Source organism: Streptomyces sp. NPDC050508 (assembly GCF_040655155.1).
Taxonomy (GTDB): domain Bacteria; phylum Actinomycetota; class Actinomycetes; order Streptomycetales; family Streptomycetaceae; genus Streptomyces.
Map to the genome: position 1 here is coordinate 12669 of NZ_JBFAJJ010000015.1, position 20725 is coordinate 33393.

At 71.7% G+C, this 20725-nt stretch carries 15 protein-coding genes; 7 read left to right on the forward strand and 8 right to left on the reverse strand.

The window, feature by feature from the left end; translation table 11 throughout:
* Positions 1 to 36: 36 nt before the first annotated feature.
* From AB0I69_RS34915 to AB0I69_RS34925, 3 genes are all read right to left on the reverse strand, one after another.
* Complete coding sequence (locus AB0I69_RS34915) at positions 37 to 1227, reverse strand: VWA domain-containing protein (protein ID WP_363099739.1); 1191 nt, start codon at positions 1225 to 1227, stop codon at positions 37 to 39.
* Between the two features lie 142 nt (positions 1228 to 1369).
* Positions 1370 to 3754 (reverse strand): DUF5682 family protein, encoded by a 2385-nt coding sequence (locus AB0I69_RS34920; protein ID WP_363099740.1) that lies wholly within the window; start codon positions 3752 to 3754, stop codon positions 1370 to 1372.
* Between the two features lie 93 nt (positions 3755 to 3847).
* On the reverse strand, positions 3848 to 4987 hold the full coding sequence (locus AB0I69_RS34925; protein WP_363099741.1) for an AAA family ATPase: 1140 nt from the start codon (positions 4985 to 4987) through the stop codon (positions 3848 to 3850).
* A gap of 156 nt (positions 4988 to 5143) precedes the next feature.
* Between AB0I69_RS34925 and AB0I69_RS34930 the strand changes: the two genes are divergently transcribed.
* Positions 5144 to 6496 (forward strand): SWIM zinc finger family protein, encoded by a 1353-nt coding sequence (locus tag AB0I69_RS34930; RefSeq protein WP_363099742.1) that lies wholly within the window; start codon positions 5144 to 5146, stop codon positions 6494 to 6496.
* A 257-nt stretch (positions 6497 to 6753) separates the two neighbouring features.
* On the forward strand, positions 6754 to 8370 hold the full coding sequence (locus AB0I69_RS34935) for a DUF5691 domain-containing protein (RefSeq protein ID WP_363099743.1): 1617 nt from the start codon (positions 6754 to 6756) through the stop codon (positions 8368 to 8370).
* Between the two features lie 144 nt (positions 8371 to 8514).
* Here AB0I69_RS34935 and AB0I69_RS34940 read toward each other — a convergent pair whose 3' ends face one another.
* Positions 8515 to 8931, reverse strand: coding sequence for a cobalamin B12-binding domain-containing protein (locus AB0I69_RS34940; protein WP_363099744.1), 417 nt, complete (start codon positions 8929 to 8931; stop codon positions 8515 to 8517).
* A gap of 377 nt (positions 8932 to 9308) precedes the next feature.
* Here AB0I69_RS34940 and AB0I69_RS34945 point away from each other — a divergent pair, with 377 nt between their 5' ends.
* Positions 9309 to 10175 carry an alpha/beta fold hydrolase gene (locus AB0I69_RS34945; protein WP_363099745.1) on the forward strand — a complete coding sequence of 289 codons (867 nt, stop codon included), beginning with the start codon at positions 9309 to 9311 and terminating at the stop codon, positions 10173 to 10175.
* A 238-nt stretch (positions 10176 to 10413) separates the two neighbouring features.
* Positions 10414 to 11961 (forward strand): M23 family metallopeptidase, encoded by a 1548-nt coding sequence (locus AB0I69_RS34950; RefSeq protein WP_363099923.1) that lies wholly within the window; start codon positions 10414 to 10416, stop codon positions 11959 to 11961.
* Between the two features lie 12 nt (positions 11962 to 11973).
* On the opposite strand, the gene pcrA is transcribed toward AB0I69_RS34950, so the two are convergent.
* On the reverse strand, positions 11974 to 14475 hold the full coding sequence (gene pcrA, locus AB0I69_RS34955) for a DNA helicase PcrA (RefSeq protein WP_363099746.1): 2502 nt from the start codon (positions 14473 to 14475) through the stop codon (positions 11974 to 11976).
* Between the two features lie 285 nt (positions 14476 to 14760).
* Here pcrA and AB0I69_RS34960 point away from each other — a divergent pair, with 285 nt between their 5' ends.
* Together AB0I69_RS34960 and AB0I69_RS34965 are read left to right on the forward strand one after the other, a co-directional pair.
* Complete coding sequence (locus AB0I69_RS34960; RefSeq protein WP_363099747.1) at positions 14761 to 15630, forward strand: C40 family peptidase; 870 nt, start codon at positions 14761 to 14763, stop codon at positions 15628 to 15630.
* A gap of 97 nt (positions 15631 to 15727) precedes the next feature.
* The gene (locus tag AB0I69_RS34965; RefSeq protein ID WP_363099748.1) at positions 15728 to 16717 is read left to right on the forward strand and encodes a tellurite resistance/C4-dicarboxylate transporter family protein; all 990 of its coding nucleotides are present in this window, start codon (positions 15728 to 15730) and stop codon (positions 16715 to 16717) included.
* On the opposite strand, the gene AB0I69_RS34970 is transcribed toward AB0I69_RS34965, so the two are convergent.
* Positions 16695 to 17048 (reverse strand): hypothetical protein, encoded by a 354-nt coding sequence (locus AB0I69_RS34970; protein WP_363099749.1) that lies wholly within the window; start codon positions 17046 to 17048, stop codon positions 16695 to 16697. The genes AB0I69_RS34965 and AB0I69_RS34970 overlap by 23 nt on opposite strands.
* Positions 17049 to 17462: 414 nt before the next feature.
* Here AB0I69_RS34970 and AB0I69_RS34975 point away from each other — a divergent pair, with 414 nt between their 5' ends.
* Complete coding sequence (locus tag AB0I69_RS34975) at positions 17463 to 18542, forward strand: C40 family peptidase (protein WP_363099750.1); 1080 nt, start codon at positions 17463 to 17465, stop codon at positions 18540 to 18542.
* Positions 18543 to 18562: 20 nt separating this feature from the next.
* Here AB0I69_RS34975 and AB0I69_RS34980 read toward each other — a convergent pair whose 3' ends face one another.
* Both AB0I69_RS34980 and AB0I69_RS34985 read right to left on the reverse strand, forming a co-directional pair.
* Positions 18563 to 19282 carry a response regulator transcription factor gene (locus AB0I69_RS34980; protein ID WP_363099751.1) on the reverse strand — a complete coding sequence of 240 codons (720 nt, stop codon included), beginning with the start codon at positions 19280 to 19282 and terminating at the stop codon, positions 18563 to 18565.
* A complete protein-coding gene (locus tag AB0I69_RS34985; protein WP_363099752.1) occupies positions 19279 to 20607 on the reverse strand; it encodes a PspC domain-containing protein in 1329 nt (442 codons plus the stop codon). Before AB0I69_RS34985 ends, AB0I69_RS34980 begins: the two co-directional genes overlap by 4 nt.
* Positions 20608 to 20725: the final 118 nt, after the last annotated feature.

The following is a 20725-nucleotide window of genomic DNA, read 5'->3' on the forward strand; positions in this document are numbered from 1 at the left end:
AGGATGCGCAAGCCCCCTATGGGCCAAGCCAGTTCGTCACGCCGTGTCCGGTATCGGCAACGGCCGCTTCTCGATCGCCGCCGCCATCACCTCCGGGAACAGGTCGGGCGTACAGGCGAAGGCCGGCGCCCCCAACGCGGCCAGCGCGGCGGCGTGTTCGCGGTCGTAGGCGGGCGCGCCCTCGTCGGACAGCGCGAGCAGTGTCACGAACTGCACCCCCGACGCCTTCATCGCCGCGACCCGCTTGAGCATCTCGTTCCGTATCCCGCCTTCGTAGAGGTCGCTGATCAGCACGACCACCGTCTCGGCGGGCCGGGTGATCTGCGACTGGCAGTACGCGAGCGCCCTGTTGATGTCCGTACCGCCGCCGAGTTGCGTCCCGAAGAGCACGTCCACCGGGTCGTCGAGCTGGTCGGTGAGGTCGACGACCGCCGTGTCGAAGACGACGAGCCGGGTGTTGATCGACCGCATGGACGCCAGCACCGCCCCGAACACGGAGGCGTAGACGACGGACGCCGCCATCGACCCGGACTGGTCGATACAGAGGATGACCTCCTTCTTCACGGACTGGGACGCACGGCCGTATCCGATCAGCCGCTCCGGCACGATCGTCCTGTACTCGGGCAGGTAGTTCTTGAGGTTGGCCGCGATCGTGCGGTTCCAGTCGATGTCGTGGTGGCGCGGCCGGTTGATGCGGGCGCTGCGGTCGAGGGCGCCGGTGAGGGTGGCCCGGGTGCGGGTGGCGAGCCGCTTCTCCAGGTCCTGGACGACCTTGCGCACCACCGCCCGCGCCGTCTCCTTCGTGGTCTCCGGCATCGCCTTGTTGAGGGAGAGCAGCGTGCCGACGAGGTGCACGTCGGCCTCGACCGCCTCCAGCATCTCCGGTTCGAGGAGCAGCGCGGACAGCCCGAGCCGGTCGATGGCGTCGCGCTGCATGACCTGCACGACGGAGGACGGGAAGTACGTCCGGATGTCCCCGAGCCAGCGCGCGACGGACGGCGCCGACGCCCCGAGCCCCGCCGAACGGTCCTTCGCCGCCTGCCCCTTGTCCCCTCTGCCGTAGAGCGCGGCGAGCGCCCCGTCCATCGCGGCGTCCTGCCCGGAGAGCTCGCACCCGGTGCCGTCGGCCGCGTCGCCGCCGAGCACCAGCCGCCAGCGCCGCAACCGCTCCTGGCCGCGCTGCCCGGGATCCGCGACCCCGCCGACCGCGACCGCCTCGGTCGTCATCCGCGCACCCCCGTACGCAGGCCTTCCCACAGCGGCACGACCCGCACGGCCGTCACCGGGCGGTCCACGCCCCCACCAGCACGCGCCAGTTGAACCCTCTCCCCTGGCCCTCTCGCGCCCTGCCTGCCGTTGCTGCTGCTCGTCATCCCGCCACCCCCACAAGCTCGTTGTCGTCCAGCCCCAACAGCAGCCGCAGCACCGGCACCACCGCGTCCGCGCGCCTCGCGTCCAACTCCGCGGCGAACCCGGGTATCCCGGCCGCCGTCGCCGCCGTGCCCACCTGCTTCCCCGGCCCGCGCCGCACCAGCTCGCCGAGTGTTCGGCGCACTCCGGGCTCGTACGACGAGAACGTTCGCCTCAGCAAAGGCAGTACGTCCGTGAACGCCTCCGCCGACACCCCGGTCAGCCATGCGTCCACCAACCCGAGCAACCGCTCGTCGTGGACCAGGAGCAGCCCGCCGCCACCGCCGACGAAGCCCTCGATCCACGCCGCCGCGTCCGCCGGCGGTGTCCCGGGCGAGAGCACCAGCCCCATCAGGCGAGCCGCCTCGTCCGGTCCCAACTCCCCCTCGTCCAGCAGGAGTCGTAGGGCACGCCCCCGAATCACACCCGGCACGGTGTCCCGCGCGGAGAGCGTCCGCAGCACAGCGCGCCAACGGTTCCTCAGGTCACCGTGCCCGGATCCTGGTCCAGTTCCCGAGGCGTCGCCCAACAGCGCCACCGCCCCCTGCACCGCGTCCACATGGCGCCGCATCTCCTCCGCGGCGTCCGTGTCGAGGGCCGTGCAGGCCGGGGGCAGGCCGACGAAGACCCGCTCGGCGAGCCCCGCCGCGACCTCCGTCAGCGCGCCGGTGTCGGTGCCGCGCACGTCGCCGTAGCGCAGCGAACGGACCAACGCGGGCAGCGCCTGGGCGAGATGGCCGACGTCCGTGTCGAGGGCCGCGCGGTCGGCGAGGACCTTCATCACCACCGGGAGCGCGTCCGGCAGTTCGGCCAGCAGGCAGCGCTCGGCGAGGGCGGTGACGTCGGCGAGGCTCTGTGCCCCTACGGCGTCCGCCTCCGCCTTGGCGGTCGCCGCGGCGAACACGGTGGTGCCCCACACCCCCGCCTCGGCGACCCGCACCGCCAACTCCGGCTCCCAGCGCAGCCGCCACGCCTCCCGGAACGTACCCGTGCTCCCCCGCGCGGCGACCGGCTCGCCCCATTCGACACGCAGCAGCCGCAGCCGGTGCAGGAGCCTGCTGCGCCCGGCGTCGGTCTCCTTGCGCAGGTCGAGCTCCAACTCCCGCTCCAGCGCCTCCGGTTTGATCCGCAGCCTGCGCTGCAGCCGGTCGAGGTCGCGCTGCAACGGCACGGCGGGCGCGCCCGGCGGCACCTCACCCAGCACATCCCCGACGACCAGCCGGTCGTGCACCAGCGACAGCGGCACGTCCGAGCCCTCGCACATCACCGCGCGCACGGCGTCGGTGGTCTCCCCGAGCCCCGGCAGCGGACGGCCGCGCATCACCGCAAGTGTCTCCGCCAGCCGTACGGCCTCGATGACATGGGCCGGGGAGACGATCCGGTCCTCCTCCCGGAACAGTCCCGCGACCTTGGTCATCCACCGCTCGACCGGCCGGTCCGGCGCGCCGAACAGATGGCCGTACCAGCCCGGCGAGTCGATACCCGCGCCGTACCCGCTGGCCCGCGACAGCCGGCGATGCGTCCACGGCACCCAGGTCAGATCGGCCTTGACCTTGGGCAGCCCCTTCAGCAGCGCGCGGTCCGCTGCGACGGCGGTCCGCTGCCGCAGCGCGGGCACATGCCAGGCCCCGCACACCACGGCCACGTCGTCCCCGAACTCCCGCTGTGCGGCCCGTACTTGGAGCCGCATGTACGCCTCCCGGACGAGGTCCCTGTCGTGCCCGCCGACCCCGTACGTCTCGCGCAGCGCCCCCATGGCCTCCTCCAGCGCGGTGAACGGCGCGAACACGTCCCGCTCCCCCACACCCCGGTGTTCGACCACGTCCTCCCACCAGCGCTCGGGGTCGTCGTACCCCGCGGCCTCGGCGAGCACGGCGAGGGGATCGACGCGGAGGTCGGGGCCGGAGGGAGTATCAGGGTCCGACGGGTCCGGCTGCTCCTCCTCACCCGTGGGCGCCTCCTCTCCCGTTGGCTCTTCCGCGCCCTCCGTGCCCCTCCCCCACGCGAGCGTGTGCGTGGCCGGGAGGTCGATGAAGCGGGCCGGGACCTCGTGCTCCAGCGCCCAGCGGATCGCGACCCATTCCGGGGAGAACTCGGCCAGCGGCCAGAAGGCCGAGCGGCCCGGCTCGTCCACGGCGTGGGCCAGGAGCGCGACCGGTGGCCGCATGTCCTCGTCGGCGGCCAGCGGGATCAACGCGTCGGCCTCGGGCGGCCCTTCGATCAGTACGACCCTCGGCCGGGCCGCCTCCAGCGCCGCCCGTACGGCCCGCGCCGAACCGGGCCCGTGATGCCGCACCCCGAGGAGCAGCAGGCCGGCGCCCCGGCCCCCCTCAGTTCCCGCCACGTCGTCCCCCTCCCTTGCGGATCCCACTCCCACCCCAACTCCCGCTCCAGCAGCCCCGACTGGAGTCCTCGTCGACCCGCCCCCTGGAGTCGCTCACGCGCTCACCTCCCGGCAGGCCCGGTAGAAGTCCTTCCAGCCGTCGCGCTCGCGGACGACCGCCTCCAGGTACTCCTGCCAGATGACCCGGTCGGCCGCCGGGTCGCGGACGACGGCGCCGAGGATGCCCGCGGCGACATCGCTGGGCCGCAGCAGTCCGTCGCCGAAGTGGGCCGCCAGGGCAAGCCCGTTGGTGACGACGGAGATCGCCTCGGCCGTCGACAGGGTGCCGCTGGGTGACTTGAGCTTCGTCCGCCCGTCGGCCGTGATCCCGTCGCGCAGCTCGCGGAAGACGGTCACCACCCGGCGGATCTCGTCGACGCCCTCGGGCACGGTCGGCAGGTCGAGGGAGCGGCCGATCTGGTCGACGCGGCGCGCGACGATCTCGACCTCGGCGTCCGCGCTCTCCGGCAGCGGCAGCACCACCGTGTTGAAACGGCGGCGCAGGGCGCTGGAGAGATCGTTGACGCCACGGTCGCGGTCGTTGGCCGTGGCGATCAGGTTGAAGCCGCGGACCGCCTGCGCCTCCTGTCCCAACTCCGGTATCGGCAGCGTCTTTTCCGACAGGATCGTGATCAGCGAGTCCTGTACGTCGGCCGGGATACGGGTCAACTCCTCGACGCGCGCCGTCATCCCCTCCGCCATGGCCCGCATGACGGGGCTGGGCACGAGGGCGTCGCGGCTCGGGCCGTTGGCGAGCAGCTGCGCGTAGTTCCAGCCGTAGCGGATCGCCTCCTCCGGTGTGCCGGCGGTGCCCTGCACGAGGAGGGTCGAGTCGCCGCTGACCGCCGCCGCCAGGTGCTCGGACACCCAGGTCTTCGCGGTGCCGGGCACGCCGAGCAGGAGCAGGGCGCGGTCGGTGGCGAGGGTGGTGACGGCGACCTCGACGATGCGGCGCGGGCCCACGTACTTCGGTGTGATCACCGTGCCGTCCGGCAGGGTGCCGCCGAGCAGATAGGTGGCGACCGCCCACGGCGACATCTTCCAGCGGACCGGGCGCGGCCGGTCGTCCTGCGCGGCCAGCGCGGCGAGTTCGTCGGCGAAGGCGTCCTCGGCGTGCGGGCGCAGTGCCTCGGTCGACGGCTCCCCGCTCGCCGCCGCGGACGTGGATCGTGTGGGTTCTGCGGACACAGTCATGGCTGAGGCCCCCTCCAGCTCGGCCGGTTCGGATCTGGTGTCCACCGTGCACCACGCCACTGACAACGCGATCTGACCTGCGGAAATGCGCTGGCGAAGCCGATAACCGAATCGCTGACGGACCGATTGTCAGTGCCGGGATCTACCTTCGATGACATGACTCAGCAGGGGGTGCGCTGGACGGCTGATCAGGTGCTGGCACTGGCGCCTGACGCAGCGTCACGCAAAGCGGGAAGCAAGCTCGGGACGGCGGGGCCGTGGTCCGAGTCGGGCAGTTCGGACGAGGGGACGGTGTGGGGGCTGTGCAAGGGCAGTGGCAGCAAGCCGTATCAGACGGTCGTCGACATCGCGGACGCCGCGGGGCCGGCGTACAAGTGCAGTTGTCCGAGCCGTAAGTTCCCGTGCAAACACGCGCTGGGGCTGCTGCTGTTGTGGGCGGGCGAGGACGGTGCGGTGCCGTCGGGGCAGGCGCCGGACTGGGCCGAGGAGTGGCTGGCGGGGCGGCGGAAGCGGACGGAGGAGAAGCGGGCGGCGGGGGCGGCCGGTTCCCCGGCCGCCGCTGATCCGGAGGCGGCGCGGCGCCGGGCGGAGCGCCGAGCCGAGCGGATCACCGCGGGTGCGGCCGAGTTGGAGCAGCGGCTGACGGATCTGCTGCGCGCCGGCCTGGCCTCGGCGGAGCAGGCGGGGTACGGGCTGTGGGAGGAGACCGCGGCCCGCATGGTCGACGCACAGGCACCCGGACTGGCCGCGCGGGCAAGGGAGTTGGGGGCGATACCGGCCTCGGGACCCGGCTGGCCGGTGCGGCTGCTGGAGGAGTGCGCCCTGCTCCACCTCCTCGACCAGGCCTGGCTGCGCCGTGAGCGGCTGCCCGACGGTCTGGCGGCGACGGTCCGATCCCGCATCGGCCTGCCCGGCTCGGCGGACGGCCCGTCACTGCGCGACAGTTGGCTGGTCCTCGCCCAGTACGACACGACGGACACGAAACTGACGACGCGCAGAATATGGCTGTACGGCACGGAGTCGGACCGCACGAGCCTGCTCCTCTCCTACGGCGCCGCGGGCCGCGCCCCCGAACTCGCCCTGCCAGTGGGGCTGGCCCTGGAGGCGGAGGTGTCCGCGTTTCCGGGCGCCGGGCAGCTCCGGGCGGCCCTTGGCGAGCAGTTCGCACCGCCCTCTCCTACGGCGGCTCGGCCGCGAGGGGTGACGACTGCGCAGGCCGCCGCCCGCTACGGGGAAGCGCTACGGCACGACCCGTGGCTGGAGGCGGTCCCGGTGACGCTGGAGCGGGTCGTACCGGCCCCGGACGGCGACTCCTGGCAACTGGCGGACGCCGACGCGGACTCGGCGCTCCCCCTCACCCCCACCGCCCGCTCCCGTCCCGGCCTGTGGCGGCTCGTCGCCCTCTCCGGCGGCGCCCCGGTCAAGGTGTTCGGCGAGCTGGGCCACCGGGGCTTCACCCCGCTGACGGCCTGGCCGGAGGGGGCGGGAGAGCCGGTGTCCCTGTGCTGAGCCCCCTAGGCCCTGTCGTCACATTCCCGTCTGCCTCGCGACGCCATGCACGCACTCTCGCCGCACCGGGCACAGACCCACGTACAACCAGTACGAGGGCCTACGCCCGGCACGCCGAGAGCACGCACCTGACGCCGCGAGGCCGCCCTCCGGGCGACGACGGGAATGTGACGACAGGACCTAGCCGACCGACCCCGAACCCGGCCGCACCCTCGCCCTCGCCCTCGCCCTCCACGATCCCGACGGAAAGGCACCGCATGAACACCACCCCCGCACCGGCGCCCCCGGCGGCCGACTGGGAAGAGCTCGTCACCACGGCGCTCCTCGGCACCGACCGGCGTACGCCTCCGGGGTGCGCGCCGGGTCAGGACGCACCCGTGGCCCTGCTGGACGCGGCGGCCGTGGAGACCGTACGACGACGAGCGGGGCTGTGTCCGGCGCGGGCGGCGGAGCGTCCGGAGCCGGCCGCACCCGATCCGCGCCCGGCGTTGCCCGCAGCGGCGGCCCGCAGGCTGGTGATGCTGCTGGCCGACCGTCCCGGTACGGGCGGCGGGGGCCGTAGGGGCACCTCGTCGGATCTCATGGAGTTGCTGCCCCAGTGGCTCACCGCGGCGAACGCGCGTGGTTTCGGCGCGCCCGTTCAGGTGCTGCCCGCGCTGCTGGACGCGGCGCGGGGGCGGACCGATCTGCGGCCGGCGGCGCTGGAGTTCGCGGGCCCGCGCGCGTTGTGGCTGGCCCGGCTGAACCCGGGCTGGCGGTTCGCCCTGCGCGCGACCCCGGGCGGCGGCGCGGCCCTGCCGGACCTCGACGACCCCGACCGGGTCCAACAGCTGTGGCAGGAAGGGCTGTTCGCCGAGCGTGTCGCTCTGCTCGCGACGATCCGCGCGCACCGGCCCACGGCAGCACGCGAGTTGCTCGCCACGACCTGGGGGACGGAGCGGGCGGAGGACCGGCTGATGTTCCTCGACTCGCTGCGGACGGGTCTCGTGGCCGAGGACGAGCCGTTCCTGGAACAGGCGTTGGCCGACCGGAGCCGCAACGTACGGTCCACGGCGGCGGAGTTGCTGTCGGCGCTCCCGGACTCGGCGCTCGCCGGACGGATGGCGGTCCGGGCCGCGGCCTGCGTGGCTGTCGACCGTACGCGCGAGGAACCGGGCCTGGTCGTCGAGGCGCCGCACGAGTGCGACTCGGGCATGGAGCGGGACGGTGTGGTGCCCAAGGCGCCGGCGGGACGCGGTGAACGCTCGTGGTGGTTCGGCCAGTTGGTGGAGGCGACACCGCTCGCGACCTGGGAACGGCGGCTCGGCGGCCGTACGCCCCGGGAGATCGTGGCGCTTGCGGTGGCGGACGACTGGCGGAGCGAGCTGCACGCCGCGTGGTGCCGGGCGGCGGTGCGGCAGCGGAACGCCGAGTGGTCCCGGGCGCTGCTCGGGGCGCCGTCGGCCCCCGAGGCGGGCGGGCCGGGGGCGGTGTCCCTGGCCGAGCGCGCCAAGCTGCTCGGCACGCTGGGCGGGGGCGAACGGGCCGAGTGGGTGGCCGGGTTCATCGCGGCACAGGGGCTGTCCGAGGCGTTTCAGCTGCTCGGGGTGTGTGCGGTGCCGTGGGCTGCGCCGCTTGGGCGGGCTGTCGTGGACGCGCTCAACATCGCCCGGGACGCGGGGAGTTATCCGTGGAGTTTCAGTGGGGTGATGGGGCTGGCCGAGCGGTGTCTCGATCCGGGCGAGGCGAGTCGGCTGGACGGGTTGCTGGCGGTGCCGGACGAGTCGGAGGACGCGGCGCCGGGAGCGGGGGGTTATTGGGCGGAGGCGTTTCAGCGGCTGGTCACTACGTTGCGGTTGCGCGCGGCGATGGCGGAGGAGTTGGGGGCGCCGTAAGAGCGGCTGGAGTTGGAGGCGCCGTAGAAGTTTGGGGGCTGCGCCCCCAAACCCCCCTTCGGCCTGGACGGCCTCGTCCTCAAACGCCGGACGGGCTGAGAGTGCCGACCCGCGCTGAACAGCGAACCCCGATCGCCGCAGGCCCTACGCCCCAGCCGGCTGTCGTACGTTCTCCCGCACCCAGTCCACGATCGACTGCGTCGTCGCCCCGGGCGTGAAGATCTCCGCGACGCCCTTCTCCTTCAGGGGCGCGATGTCCGCCTCGGGGATGATGCCGCCGCCGAAGACGAGGATGTCCGCCGCCTCGCGCTGCCGCAGCAGGTCGATCACCGCGGCGAAGAGGGTGTTGTGGGCGCCGGAGAGGATGGAGAGGCCGATCGCGTCGGCGTCCTCCTGGATCGCGGTGTCGACGATCTGCTCGGGGGTCTGGTGGAGGCCGGTGTAGATGACCTCCATTCCGGCGTCGCGCAGCGCACGCGCGATCACCTTGGCCCCGCGATCGTGGCCGTCGAGCCCCGGCTTGGCCACCACGACGCGGATCGGACCGGCTGCCACACCCATCACTGCCTCCATGAAGCGACTGCGTTCATCCCTACCGACGGGTACCGCGGCATCCGCTCCGGCGCGGGGAGTGAACGAACGTTATCTCCAGCATCCCGCAACCGGCAGTTTCGCGGCGGATACCGAGGGGGAAATCACACGTTGGGACACGTTCACCGCGCAGCGTTCCAGCGGGAACAAGCGCAACGGGAGCCGCAACGAGGTCGCCGTACCACCGCGCCGCAGGCCGCGCGCCGTGGAGGCGCGGCGCATCGGCACTGGCATGAAGGGCACGCCCCGCGTACCCCTCGCGCACCGTCGGTGATCCTCGCCGTGGCCTCCCACGAGGGCACACGGGGGACGGAGCTGTCGTTCCGTGTGCCGACAGGAGGTCGGCCATGAAGGTCACCAGGGCTGCACTGCCCTTTCTCCCCCTCTGCCAGCGCCTCTTGCCCAGCAGGCTGGCGGGCCTCTCCCTGACCCTCCTGAAAGCGACCGCGCTGGAGATCGTGATCCTCGCGGGCCACCTTCTCCTCTATCCCTCCGGCATCACCCAGGAGCGCCGGGAACCCCTGCCCGAGCTGGCCGCACGGGAGGACGCGACGCAGTTGCCGACCGAGGCGAAACCCCCGGTCGTGCTGCTGCACGGGTTCATCGACAACCGCTCGGTCTTCGTGCTGCTGCGCCGTTCCCTGGCCCAGCACGGCCGCCGGCCGGTCGAGTCGCTCAACTACTCGCCGCTGACCTGCGACATCCGCACCGCGGCCGAGCTGCTGGGCCGGCACATCGAGGAGATCTGCGAGCGCACGGGCAGCAGGGAGGTGGACATCGTCGGGCACAGCCTCGGTGGGCTGATCGCCCGTTATTACGTGCAGCGGCTCGGCGGCGACCTGCGGGTCCGCACCCTCGTGACGCTCGGCACCCCGCACTCCGGTACCGCCGTCGTCCCGCTGGCCAACGCCCACCCGATCGTCCGCCAGATGCGGCCCGGCTCGGCGGTGATCGAGGAACTGGCCCTGCCCGCGCCCGGCTGCCGCACGCACTTCGTCAGTTTCTGGAGCGATCTCGACCACCTGATGGACCCGCTGGAGACCGCCCGCATCGACCACCCCGACCTGATCGCCCAGAACGTCCAGGTCAGCGGCATCGGCCATCTCGCCCTGCCGGTACACCCCGCCGTGGCGACGGGCATACACCAGGCTCTCGACACCCCACGGACGGAAGCCCCGGCCGCCACCCGCACCGGCGGGCTGACCGTGGCCTGACCGGGCACCGACAGCGGGCGAACAGCCCCCTGACCTCGAACGCTATTCGAACGCAAGGCCAAACCCGTGCCCGTCGTCCCCCGAAAGACGGCCGAATGCCCGTTTCCGGCTGACGCGAAACCCGACGAAGATTGTCGTGCCCGCATACTGCCGGGTACAGTCCACCGCACTGCTCTGGCAGCCCCTGTTGTCGAGGCGAATAGAGAAGTTGGTGAACGATCGTCACCCGTCGGGGACCATGACCACCCCGGCTCCGGCTTCCTCCGATGCCACTGCGGCGCACTACGCGTCGTACGGCGGACAGGACGCTCAGTACGGTGACTTCACCACGTACGGCGACCACACCGCCACGGGTTTCCACCCGAGCGCGGACGGCGCCCACGCCACCGCCAGCTTCGCCACCGACCCCCTCTTCGGCGACATGCCGGGCAACGGCTACAGCCACGACACCGGCTCGCACGCCACCGGCGCCTACGACTCCTCGGCCTGGTCCACGGGTGCCCAACAGACCCTGAACTACGACCCGTACGCGGCCCAGCACCACGCCGCGTACGACACGGGCGCCTACGAGACCACCGCCTGGTCGGCCGACTACCAGCAGCTGTCCGCCATCCCGCCGCAGACCGCCGCCCCCGACATCAGCCGTCAGTGGGACGCGAACGCCTGGCTCCAGCCCGATCCGTCGACCGGTTCCGCCGCCCCCGCCGACCAGACCCAGCAGTGGCAGTGGGGCACGCAGGGCTTCGAGACGGGCACGTACGACGCCACGCAGTGGAACGCCGACGGCACCGCCGCCGACGCGACCAGCGTCTTCCAGCAGGTGTCGCACGACGAGACCTACGGCGAGACGTACCACGAGGCGTACGACGAGCCGCATGACGAACCGGCCCCGGAACACGGCGAGTTGACCGCCACCGGCGAGATGCCCGCCCTGGACGACTCCGAGCCGGAGCCGGCCGGGTCCCAGCCTCACCCCGAACTCCTTGAGGACCAGGAGGAGTTCACCCCGGCGTCGGCCCCGGCCGGTTCGCGTGCCGCGTCCCGCAACGGGAGCCGGTCCCGCCGTCGTACGCCCCCGAAGCGGTCCGCGCTGATGACCATCGCCGTGCCGTCCGCGTGTGTGATGGGGGTCGCCGGGATCGCCGCCGCGTCCGTCGGCACGCTGACCGGCGGCAGCGACACGACGGCCTCCGCGTCCGACGCGACCTCGGTGAAGCCGTCCGTCGCGAACAACAAGCTGGACGCCCAGATCAAGAGCCTCTCGGCCGGTGCCGACGACTTCGCCGACCGGGCCAGCCGTACGCAGGAACGCATCGACCTCAAGGCCCAGCAGGAGGCCGACAAGAAGAAGGCGGCGGCGGAGGCGGCCCGCAAGGAGCGGCTGCGCCCCAAGTACGTGCTGCCGGTCACGCAGAAGGGCCTCAGCGCCTACTTCGGCCAGGCCGGCGTCAACTGGATGTCCGTGCACACGGGCATCGACTTCCCCGTCTCGTACGGCACGACGGTGATGGCCGCGACCGACGGCGTCGTCAGCACGAAGTGGAACAGCGCCTACGGCAACATGCTGATCCTCACGGAGAAGGACGGTACGCAGACCTGGTACTGCCACCTCTCCAGCTACCGTGTCGCCTCCGGTACGACGGTGAAGGCCGGCGACCCGATCGCGTACTCCGGGAACTCGGGCAACTCCACCGGTCCGCACCTCCACTTCGAGGTGCGGCCCGCGGGCGGAGCGGCGATCGACCCGCTCCCGTGGCTTCGCAGCCACGGGCTCGACCCGACGTAACTCCCCCTCGAACTACAGCTTTTCCACCGGCGCGTACCGCAGCAGCAGCCGCTTCGGCTTCGGCTCCCCGAAGTCGACCGTCGCCTCCGCGTTCGCCCCCGTGCCCTTCACGCCGACCACCGTGCCGAGTCCGAACTGGTCGTGCGTGACCCGGTCACCGACGGCCAGTGCCACGACCGGCTTCTCCGAGGTCCTGCGGGTGGCGAAGCCCGAGGCACCCGACGCCGACGAGCGCGAACGGGACGAGGACAGCGAGGCCGCGATACCCGAGGCCGGACCCGTCGACGGCGGAGCCGCCATCGCGCCGGTCCGCTTCCACTCCACGTGCGCCGCCGGGATCTCCTCCAGGAAGCGGGAGGGCGGGTTGTACGACGGCTGCCCCCAGGCGCTGCGCAGCGACGAGCGTGTCAGATACAGGCGTTCACGCGCGCGCGTGATGCCCACGTACGCGAGGCGTCGCTCCTCCTCCAGCTCCTTGGCCTGGCCGAGGGCGCGCATGTGCGGGAAGACGCCGTCCTCCATGCCGGTGAGGAAGACGACCGGGAATTCGAGGCCCTTGGCGGTGTGCAGGGTCATCAGCGTGATGACTCCGGAGCCGTCCTCGTCCTCGTCGGGGATCTGGTCGGAGTCGGCGACGAGCGCCACCCGCTCCAGGAAGGCGGCGAGCCCGACCGGAGTCTCGCTCTCGCCCTCTCCGCCACTGTTCTCCTGTTCGAACTCCAGGGCCACGGCGGCGAGTTCCTGAAGGTTCTCGATGCGGGTCTCGTCCTGCGGGTCGGTCGATGCCTGCAACTCGGCGAGATAGCCGGTGCGTTCGAGGATGGCCTCCAGGACGGTCGCCGGGCCCGCGCCGGACTCGACGATCGTACGGAGGTCCTCCATCAGCGTGTTGAACTTCCTGACCGCGTTCGTCGACCGCGCGGCCATGCCGTAGGCCTCGTCGACGCGCTTCAACGCCTGCGGGAAGCTGATCTTCTCGCGCTGCGAGAGGGCGTCGATCATCGCCTCGGCGCGCTCGCCGATGCCCCGCTTGGGGACGTTGAGGATGCGGCGCAGCGGGACCGTGTCCTCCGGGTTGGCCAGCACACGGAGGTAGGCCAGGACGTCCCGGACCTCCTTGCGCTCGTAGAAGCGGACTCCGCCGACGACCTTGTAGGGCAGGCCGACGCGGATGAAGATCTCTTCGAAGACACGGGACTGGGCGTTCGTCCGGTAGAAGACGGCGACGTCCGAGGCCTTCGCCTCGCCCGCGTCGGTGAGACGGTCTATCTCCTCGGCGACGAACTGCGCCTCGTCGTGCTCCGTGTCCGCGACATAGCCGGTGATCTGGGCGCCCGCGCCCGCATTGGTCCACAGGTTCTTGGGGCGGCGGGACTCGTTGCGCTCGATGACCGCGTTGGCGGCGGAGAGGATCGTCTGTGTGGAGCGGTAGTTCTGCTCCAGGAGGATCGTCGTCGCGTTCGGGTAGTCCTCCTCGAACTGGAGGATGTTGCGGATCGTCGCGCCGCGGAAGGCGTAGATCGACTGGTCGGCGTCACCCACGACGCACAACTCGGCGGGCGGCAGGTCGTGTTCACTGGGCGGGACGTCGACCGGGTGCTCCGAGGTGCCGACCAGCTCGCGCACCAGCGCGTACTGCGCGTGGTTGGTGTCCTGGTACTCGTCGACCATGACGTGGCGGAAGCGGCGGCGGTAGTGCTCGGCGACGTCCGGGAAGGCGCGCAGCAGATTGACCGTCGTCATGATCAGGTCGTCGAAGTCGAGGGCGTTGGCCTCGCGCAGCCGCGACTGGTACATCGCGTAGGCCTGGGCGACGGTCTTCTCGAAACCGTCGGCAGCCTGGGCGGCGAAGTCCTCCTCGTCGATCAGCTCGTTCTTCAGGTTCGAGATCTTGGCGCTGAAGGACTTCGGGGGGAAGCGCTTCGGGTCGAGGTCCAGGTCGCGGCAGACCAGAGCCATGAGGCGCTTGGAGTCGGCGGCGTCGTAGATCGAGAACGAGGACGTGAAGCCGAGCTTCTTCGACTCGCGGCGCAGGATGCGGACGCACGCGCTGTGGAAGGTCATCACCCACATCGCGTTGGCGCGCGGGCCGACGAGTTGCTCGACGCGCTCCTTCATCTCGCCCGCGGCCTTGTTGGTGAAGGTGATCGCGAGGATCTGGCCCGGGTGCACATGGCGCTCGCCGAGGAGGTAGGCGATGCGGTGGGTGAGCACGCGGGTCTTGCCGGAGCCGGCGCCGGCCACGATGAGCAGCGGGGTGTCGGAGTGGACGACGGCCGCGCGCTGGTTCTCGTTCAGCCCGTCCAGGAGCGCCGCCGGGTCGACCACCGGGCGTGGGGCGCCGTCCCGGTAGTGGGCGTCTCTGCTCGCGGGCACGTCGAATTTCCCGCCGAACAGGTCGTCCGGAATCGGCTCCGGTCCGTGCTCGTCCTCGGGCGGTGGCGGGGGCTCTCCCTCGTGGGCCCGAGGGCCCTGGAGATCCGCCAGGAAGCTGTCGTCAAAGAGGCTGCTCATCGCTCTCCGAGTTTAGGGCGCCCCACTGACAACCGACCGCCACCCCGAGAACTCGGGGAAATTCACGGTCCAGAACCGGTCGATCACGATCGGCGACGGCCGATCTCGCGTGCGATCAAGACCACGGAGACATGTCGGGCATTTCGAACATCAACCTTCACACAAGCCACACGAATTGGTTAGCGTGCGTTCAAGCCGTACGCCCCCACCGACCTGGGGTGAACCGGTCCAACTCCCTTTCGGGGCACGGACCGTAGGGCAACCATCTGGAAGGAGTCGCCTCCTTTGGCGTCGTCGCACCGCAAGCCGCGTTCCGCGGGCTCGCGCATCGCAGGCATATGGACCCCCGCCGCCGACGACGGCGATCGGAGCCTCGGAGAGGTCGAGAAGAAGGTCGACGACCTCTACCGGCGGGCGGAGTCGGCGACCGAGCAGTACAACGCGCCCAAGCTCGCGCGGAAGCTCAACTCCGCGCGGGAGCGGCTGGGTTCGTTCACCGCCGCGCAGTACCGCACCGGGGCCTCCGCACCGGACGCCTCGACGTTCCTGCTCCCGGACACCCCGCAGGACTACTTCGAGCAGGCCCAGCTGATGAGCCGGCTGACCGGCCGCCAGAAGAACGCTGTGCGTCATGAGACGACCGAGAGCCTCCAGACCCCCAACGACACGCAGGGCGACCTGAGGACGGCCAAGGCCACCGTCCAGAAGAAACTCTCCACCGCGCGCGAGCTGCTGTCACAGCCGACCACACAGAGCGCCCCTTCCGGCCCCTCGCCCGCCGCCGACTCCTCGTACGCCACCAAGGCCGCCAAGGCCATCGCCTTCGCCCGCGCCCAGGTCGGCAAGCCGTACGTCTGGGGCGCCGCCGGTCCCGGCTCGTACGACTGCTCGGGGCTCACCCAGGCCGCCTGGAAGGCCGCCGGGTTCACCCTCCCGCGCGCCACCACCGACCAGGCCGACGCCGGCACGACGGTCTCCCTGGCCGACGCGCAACCCGGTGACCTGGTCTTCTTCCACGACGACAGCAGCCACGTCGGCGTCTACATCGGCAACGGCACGATGATCCACGCCCCCAGGCCCGGCGCCTACGTCCGCGAGGAATCGATCCACCACGACGGCGCGGCAACCGTCCACCGCGTGGTGCGGCCGGCCTGAGCGGAACCTTCGGACGCACGCACGCGTGCAGGTGTTTTTGAGCTCCACGCGCGCGTGGCCCGTCGTCGGCACCGGGGCGGCTCCCTAGCATCGGACCATGTCCGGTACCGGTGTCTCCCGCTTCCGCGCCTGGTGGGCGCAGCGTCCGCCGGCGGCCGGGGCCGTCGTGATGGCGACCGCGATCGTGTCGGTCGGCCTGCACGTCACGGGCTACGAGGTGCTGTCCCGTATCGCCTTCGCGGTGGCCTGCGCCTTCTGGCTGGGGCTGGCCGCGGACTTCGTCGTACGGCTGCTGTGGGACCGGCGGCGGTGGCTCGCGGAGGCGGGGACGCCCGGCGCGCTGACCGCCTCGGCCGCGACCGCCGTACTGGGGACGCGGTTCTCGGCGGCGGGCCGGCAGACGGTGGCCGAGGCGCTGCTGGCACTGGCCGCGGTGCTGTGGCCATGGCTCCTCGTGCGGGTCGTACGGAACTGGCAGGGGCGGATGCCCGGCACCGTGTTCCTCGGCAGTGTGGCCACCCAGTCGCTGGCCGTCCTCGGGGCGACGATCGCCGGGGCCGAGTCCGTGGCCTGGCTCGCACACACGGCACTGGTGCTGTTCTGGTTCGGGCTGGTCCTCTACGGCTTCGCACTCGCCCGTTTCGAATGGCGCCAGGTGATCACCGGGGCGGGCGACCACTGGATCGTCGGCGGCGCGCTCGCCGTCTCGGCGCTGGCCGGGTCGAAACTGATCGCCGCGAACAGCGCGCGCCTGTACCTGTGGAACTCCGACGACCGGGGCGTCCTGCGGGCCGTGACCATGGCGCTGCTGGTGCTCGACGTGGCCTGGTGCGTCGTCCTGGTGGCCGCCGAGGTCGCCCGGCCGCGGCTGCGCTACGACGTGCGCCGCTGGTCGACGGTGTTCCCGCTCGGGATGACGGCGGCGACCGCGCTGTCCGTGGGCACCGCCGTGGACGTCTCGTGGCTGCGGACGCCCGGAGAGGTGATGCTGTGGATCGCGGTGGCCGCCTGGCTGGTGGTCGCCGCGGGGACGGTCCGGTTCTACCTGGCCGCCACGTCCGGGGTCACGTCCACAGGACCGCGATGAAGATGTTCACCATGGTGAGCCCGCCGACCAGCGCGAACTGGTTCTTGTCGACCGTCTCCTCGTCCCGCTTCACGTAGACGAGTCCGAGGATCACGATCAGCAGCGCGAGCTTGATGCCGATCTTGATGTTGTTGACGTGCTGATCGTCGGCCTGGTTGAGGCCGACCAGGATCGCGCCGGTGACCAGCATGGTCAGCGCGCCGTGCAGCATGCCGGGGACGAAGCGGGCCGTGCCCTGGCCCATCGCCTTCATCTGGGTGAGGAAACCGCCGAGCAGCGCCGCGATGCCGATGATGTGCAGGCCGACGAAGAGATGGATGAGTACGTCCATGGGGTCGGAGCCTAATCAGGGGCTCGGGGACCGGCCGACACCGCCCCTCTGTAGCGGCCCGCATGACCTTGCATATATGCGGCCATAGCATCGGGCCACCCCGCCCCACGCCGGAACCGCCGCATCGGTCAGCGCGCCGCGCGAAGGCGGCGACCCCGGACCGGGATCACAGTCACTCATGGTCAATTCCTGATCACCTCATGTCAGTTCCGTACATGCGTTACCGGGCCGTCACCGTCAGGTTTAGCGTCCTCCACCAGGTGACCGGCTCCCCACCGCCGCCCGGACCAGGGGCGGCAGTCGGACACCACCGCCGAAAAGGTCCGGCGGCGGCCCGCTCCCCCTGTGTGAGCCGCCGCCGGACGCGCAACCGCCCGCTCCCCCGGCGGTCGTACGAAAGGACGTGCAGTCCACGTGGCAGCGCACCGCAAGCCCCGACAGCGCTCGCTCAGCGGCAATACAGCCCGTACGGCAGCCACGATCGCCCTCGCGGGCGCGGCGACGGCGACGGGCTTCGACGGGACCTCACACGCCGAGCCACAGCTGACACCGACGCAGGTCAAGGCCAAGGTGGACAAGCTGTACCAGGAGGCGGAGGTCGCCACCGAGAAGTACGACGGCGCCAAGGAGAAGGCGGACGCGGCCGAGAAGCAGCTGAAGACCCTGCGGGACGAGGCGGCACGCAAGGCGGAGAAGCTCAACTCGGCCCGGGACTCGCTGGGTTACGTCGCCGCCGCCCAGTACCGCAGCGGCGGCATCGACCCCGCGGTGCAGCTCATGCTCTCCGACAACCCCGAACGGTATCTGGACAGCGCCGAGTTCGCCGACCGGGTGGGTCACCGCCAGACGACGGCCGTCGCCCTCGTACGGCAACAGCTGCGGGAGATCGAGCAGTTGCGCGGCGCCGCGCACATCGAACTGACCTCGCTGAAGTCCCGGCAGGCGGAGCTCGGCAGGCAGAAGAAGACGATCAACGGGAAGCTGGACCAGGCGCGCCGGCTGCTGTCCGGACTGACTCCGCAGCAGCGGGCTCAGGTCGGGGACGGCACGACCGGCGGCACGGGACGCGCGTCACGGTCCGCTACGACGGCCCGGGGCGCGCTGGACGCGCCCGGCTCCTCCGCCGCTACGGCCGACGCCCCCAACTCCCGTGCGGCGGCGGCCGTTTCCTACGCCTACCAGAAGCTCGGCAGCCCCTACGTCTGGGGCGCGACGGGCCCGAACGCCTTCGACTGCTCGGGCCTCGTCCAGGCCGCCTACAGCTCCGCCGGTGTCTCGCTGCCCCGCACGACCTACGCCCAGATCAACGCCGGCCAGCGGGTCTCCCGGTCCGAACTGCGCCCCGGCGACCTGGTGTTCTTCTACTCGGGCATCAGTCACGTCGGCATCTACGTCGGCGACGGCCAGATGATCCACGCCCCGAACCCGACGGCTCCGGTGCGGCTGGCGCCGATCGACCAGATGCCGTTCGCGGGGGCCACGCGGGTGGTGTGAGCGCCTGCGCAGGGCTCGGGTCACACCAGTCGGCGTGCCGTCGCCCACCGGGTCAGCTCGTGCCGGTTCGACAGCTGGAGCTTCCTCAGCACCGCCGAGACATGGGACTCGACCGTCTTCACCGAGATGAACAGCTGCTTGGCGATCTCCTTGTAGGCATAGCCGCGCGCGATGAGGCGGAGCACCTCGCGCTCGCGCTGGGTGAGGCGGTCGAGGTCCTCGTCGACCGGCGGGGCGTCGGTCGACGCGAAGGCGTCGAGGACGAAGCCGGCCAGGCGGGGCGAGAAGACCGCGTCGCCCTCCTGGACCCGGAAGATGGAGTTGACGAGGTCCGCGCCGGTGATCGTCTTGGTGACGTAGCCGCGCGCACCGCCGCGGATCACCCCGATCACGTCCTCCGCCGCGTCCGACACGGACAGGGCGAGGAAGCGGACGGGCTGCTCGGCGTCGCTCATCAACGGGGCGCAGCGGCGCAGGACTTCGACGCCGCCGCCGCCCGGGAGGTGGACGTCGAGGAGGACCACCTCGGGGCGGGTCGCGGTGATGACCGTGACCGCCTGGTCGACGTCGGCTGCCTCGCCGACCACCTCGACTCCGGTCTCCTCGGTGCGGCCGATCTCGGCCTGGACCCCCGTACGGAACATGCGGTGGTCGTCGACGAGGACCACGCGCACGTGACGCCCGCCCGCGCTCCCGCCGGTCGGCTCCGCCGGTTCGTTCGTCTCGGTCGCGTCGCTCATGACGTCTTCTCCGCCCTCTCCATCTCCAGCTCGACCTCGGTGCCGCCGTCCGGCACGGCGCGCAGCCGTGCCGTGCCGCCGTGGCGCTCCATACGGCCGATGATCGATTCTCTGACGCCCATGCGGTCGGTGGGTATCGAGTCGAGGTCGAAGCCCGGTCCGCGGTCACGGACGGACACGAAGACCGTCTTCCCCTCCACCTCGGCGTAGACCTGTACGGCGCCGCCCTCGCCACCGTACTTGGCCGCGTTCACCATCGCCTCGCGCGCGGCCTGCATCTGGGCGCTGATTCTGTCGTCGAGTGGGCAGTCGCCGACGACGACGACCTCGATGGGCACGCCGTGTTTGTCCTCGACCTCGGCCGCGCTGCGCCGCACCGCCTCGGCGAGGGTGTCGGGTTCGTCGGCCTCGTCTCTGCCGGTGCCCTCCGGTTTGTAGAGCCAGGCGCGCAGGTCGCGCTCCTGGGCGCGGGCCAGGCGGCGCACTTCGCTCGGGCTCTCCGCGTTGCGCTGGATCAGGGTCAGGGTGTGCAGCACGGAGTCGTGGACATGGGCGGCGACCTCGGCGCGCTCCTGGGCGCGGATGCGCATCAGGCGCTCCTCGGAGAGGTCCTGGGTCATGCGCACGAGGTACGGGCCGGCGAGCAGCGTGATGCCGACGAGGACCGCGAGGGCGGCCTGGAGGACCGAGCCGAGGTGGCTGGCGGAGCCCTGGAGGACGAAGATCGCGGTGGCACCGGCGGTGACGAGCAGGACCCCGCCGCCCGCGCGCAGCAGGCTGAGCGTGCGGCGGCGGCTGCCGACCTCGGCCCAGCGGGCCCGGCGGGCGTTGTCCGCCTGCCGCCAGACGAGGGCGACGCCCGCGCCGACGAGGACGGTCGGGAAGAGATAGGCCTTGGCGCCGTTGCCCAGATTCACATTGCCGACGAAGACCAGCGCCACGACGACCATGAGGAGCAGGGCGACGATCTGGCCCTTGTCGGGCTTGCGGGCGACGAGTCTGCGGCGGCCGTCCGGTGAGGTCTCGGTGGAGACGAGGGACGGGGGCCGCTGACCGGCGACACCGCCGACGCCGAGCGGCACGAAGAACCAGAACGAGGCGTACAGCAGCGCGCCGAGTCCGTCCGCGAGGAACAGGCCCACGAACACGAGGCGCACCCAGATCACCGGCAGGCCGAGATGCCCGGCGAGCCCCCGCGCCACACCACCGAGCCAGCGTCCGTCACTGCTGCGGTAGAGCTTGCGCGGCGGCCGCGGTTCCTCGACTGGCACTGCTGCGGCTTCCGGCATGCCACCGATGTTCACACGCCCCGCCGTCCGGAGCATCAGGGTCGACCCCCGATACTCCCCTGATCTTCGAAAACGGCGTGCCGCAGGGGCCTTTCACGGGGTCGGGGTCGTTGTCGAACACTCCCCCGGTCCGGGTCAGGGCGGATTTCAGGGT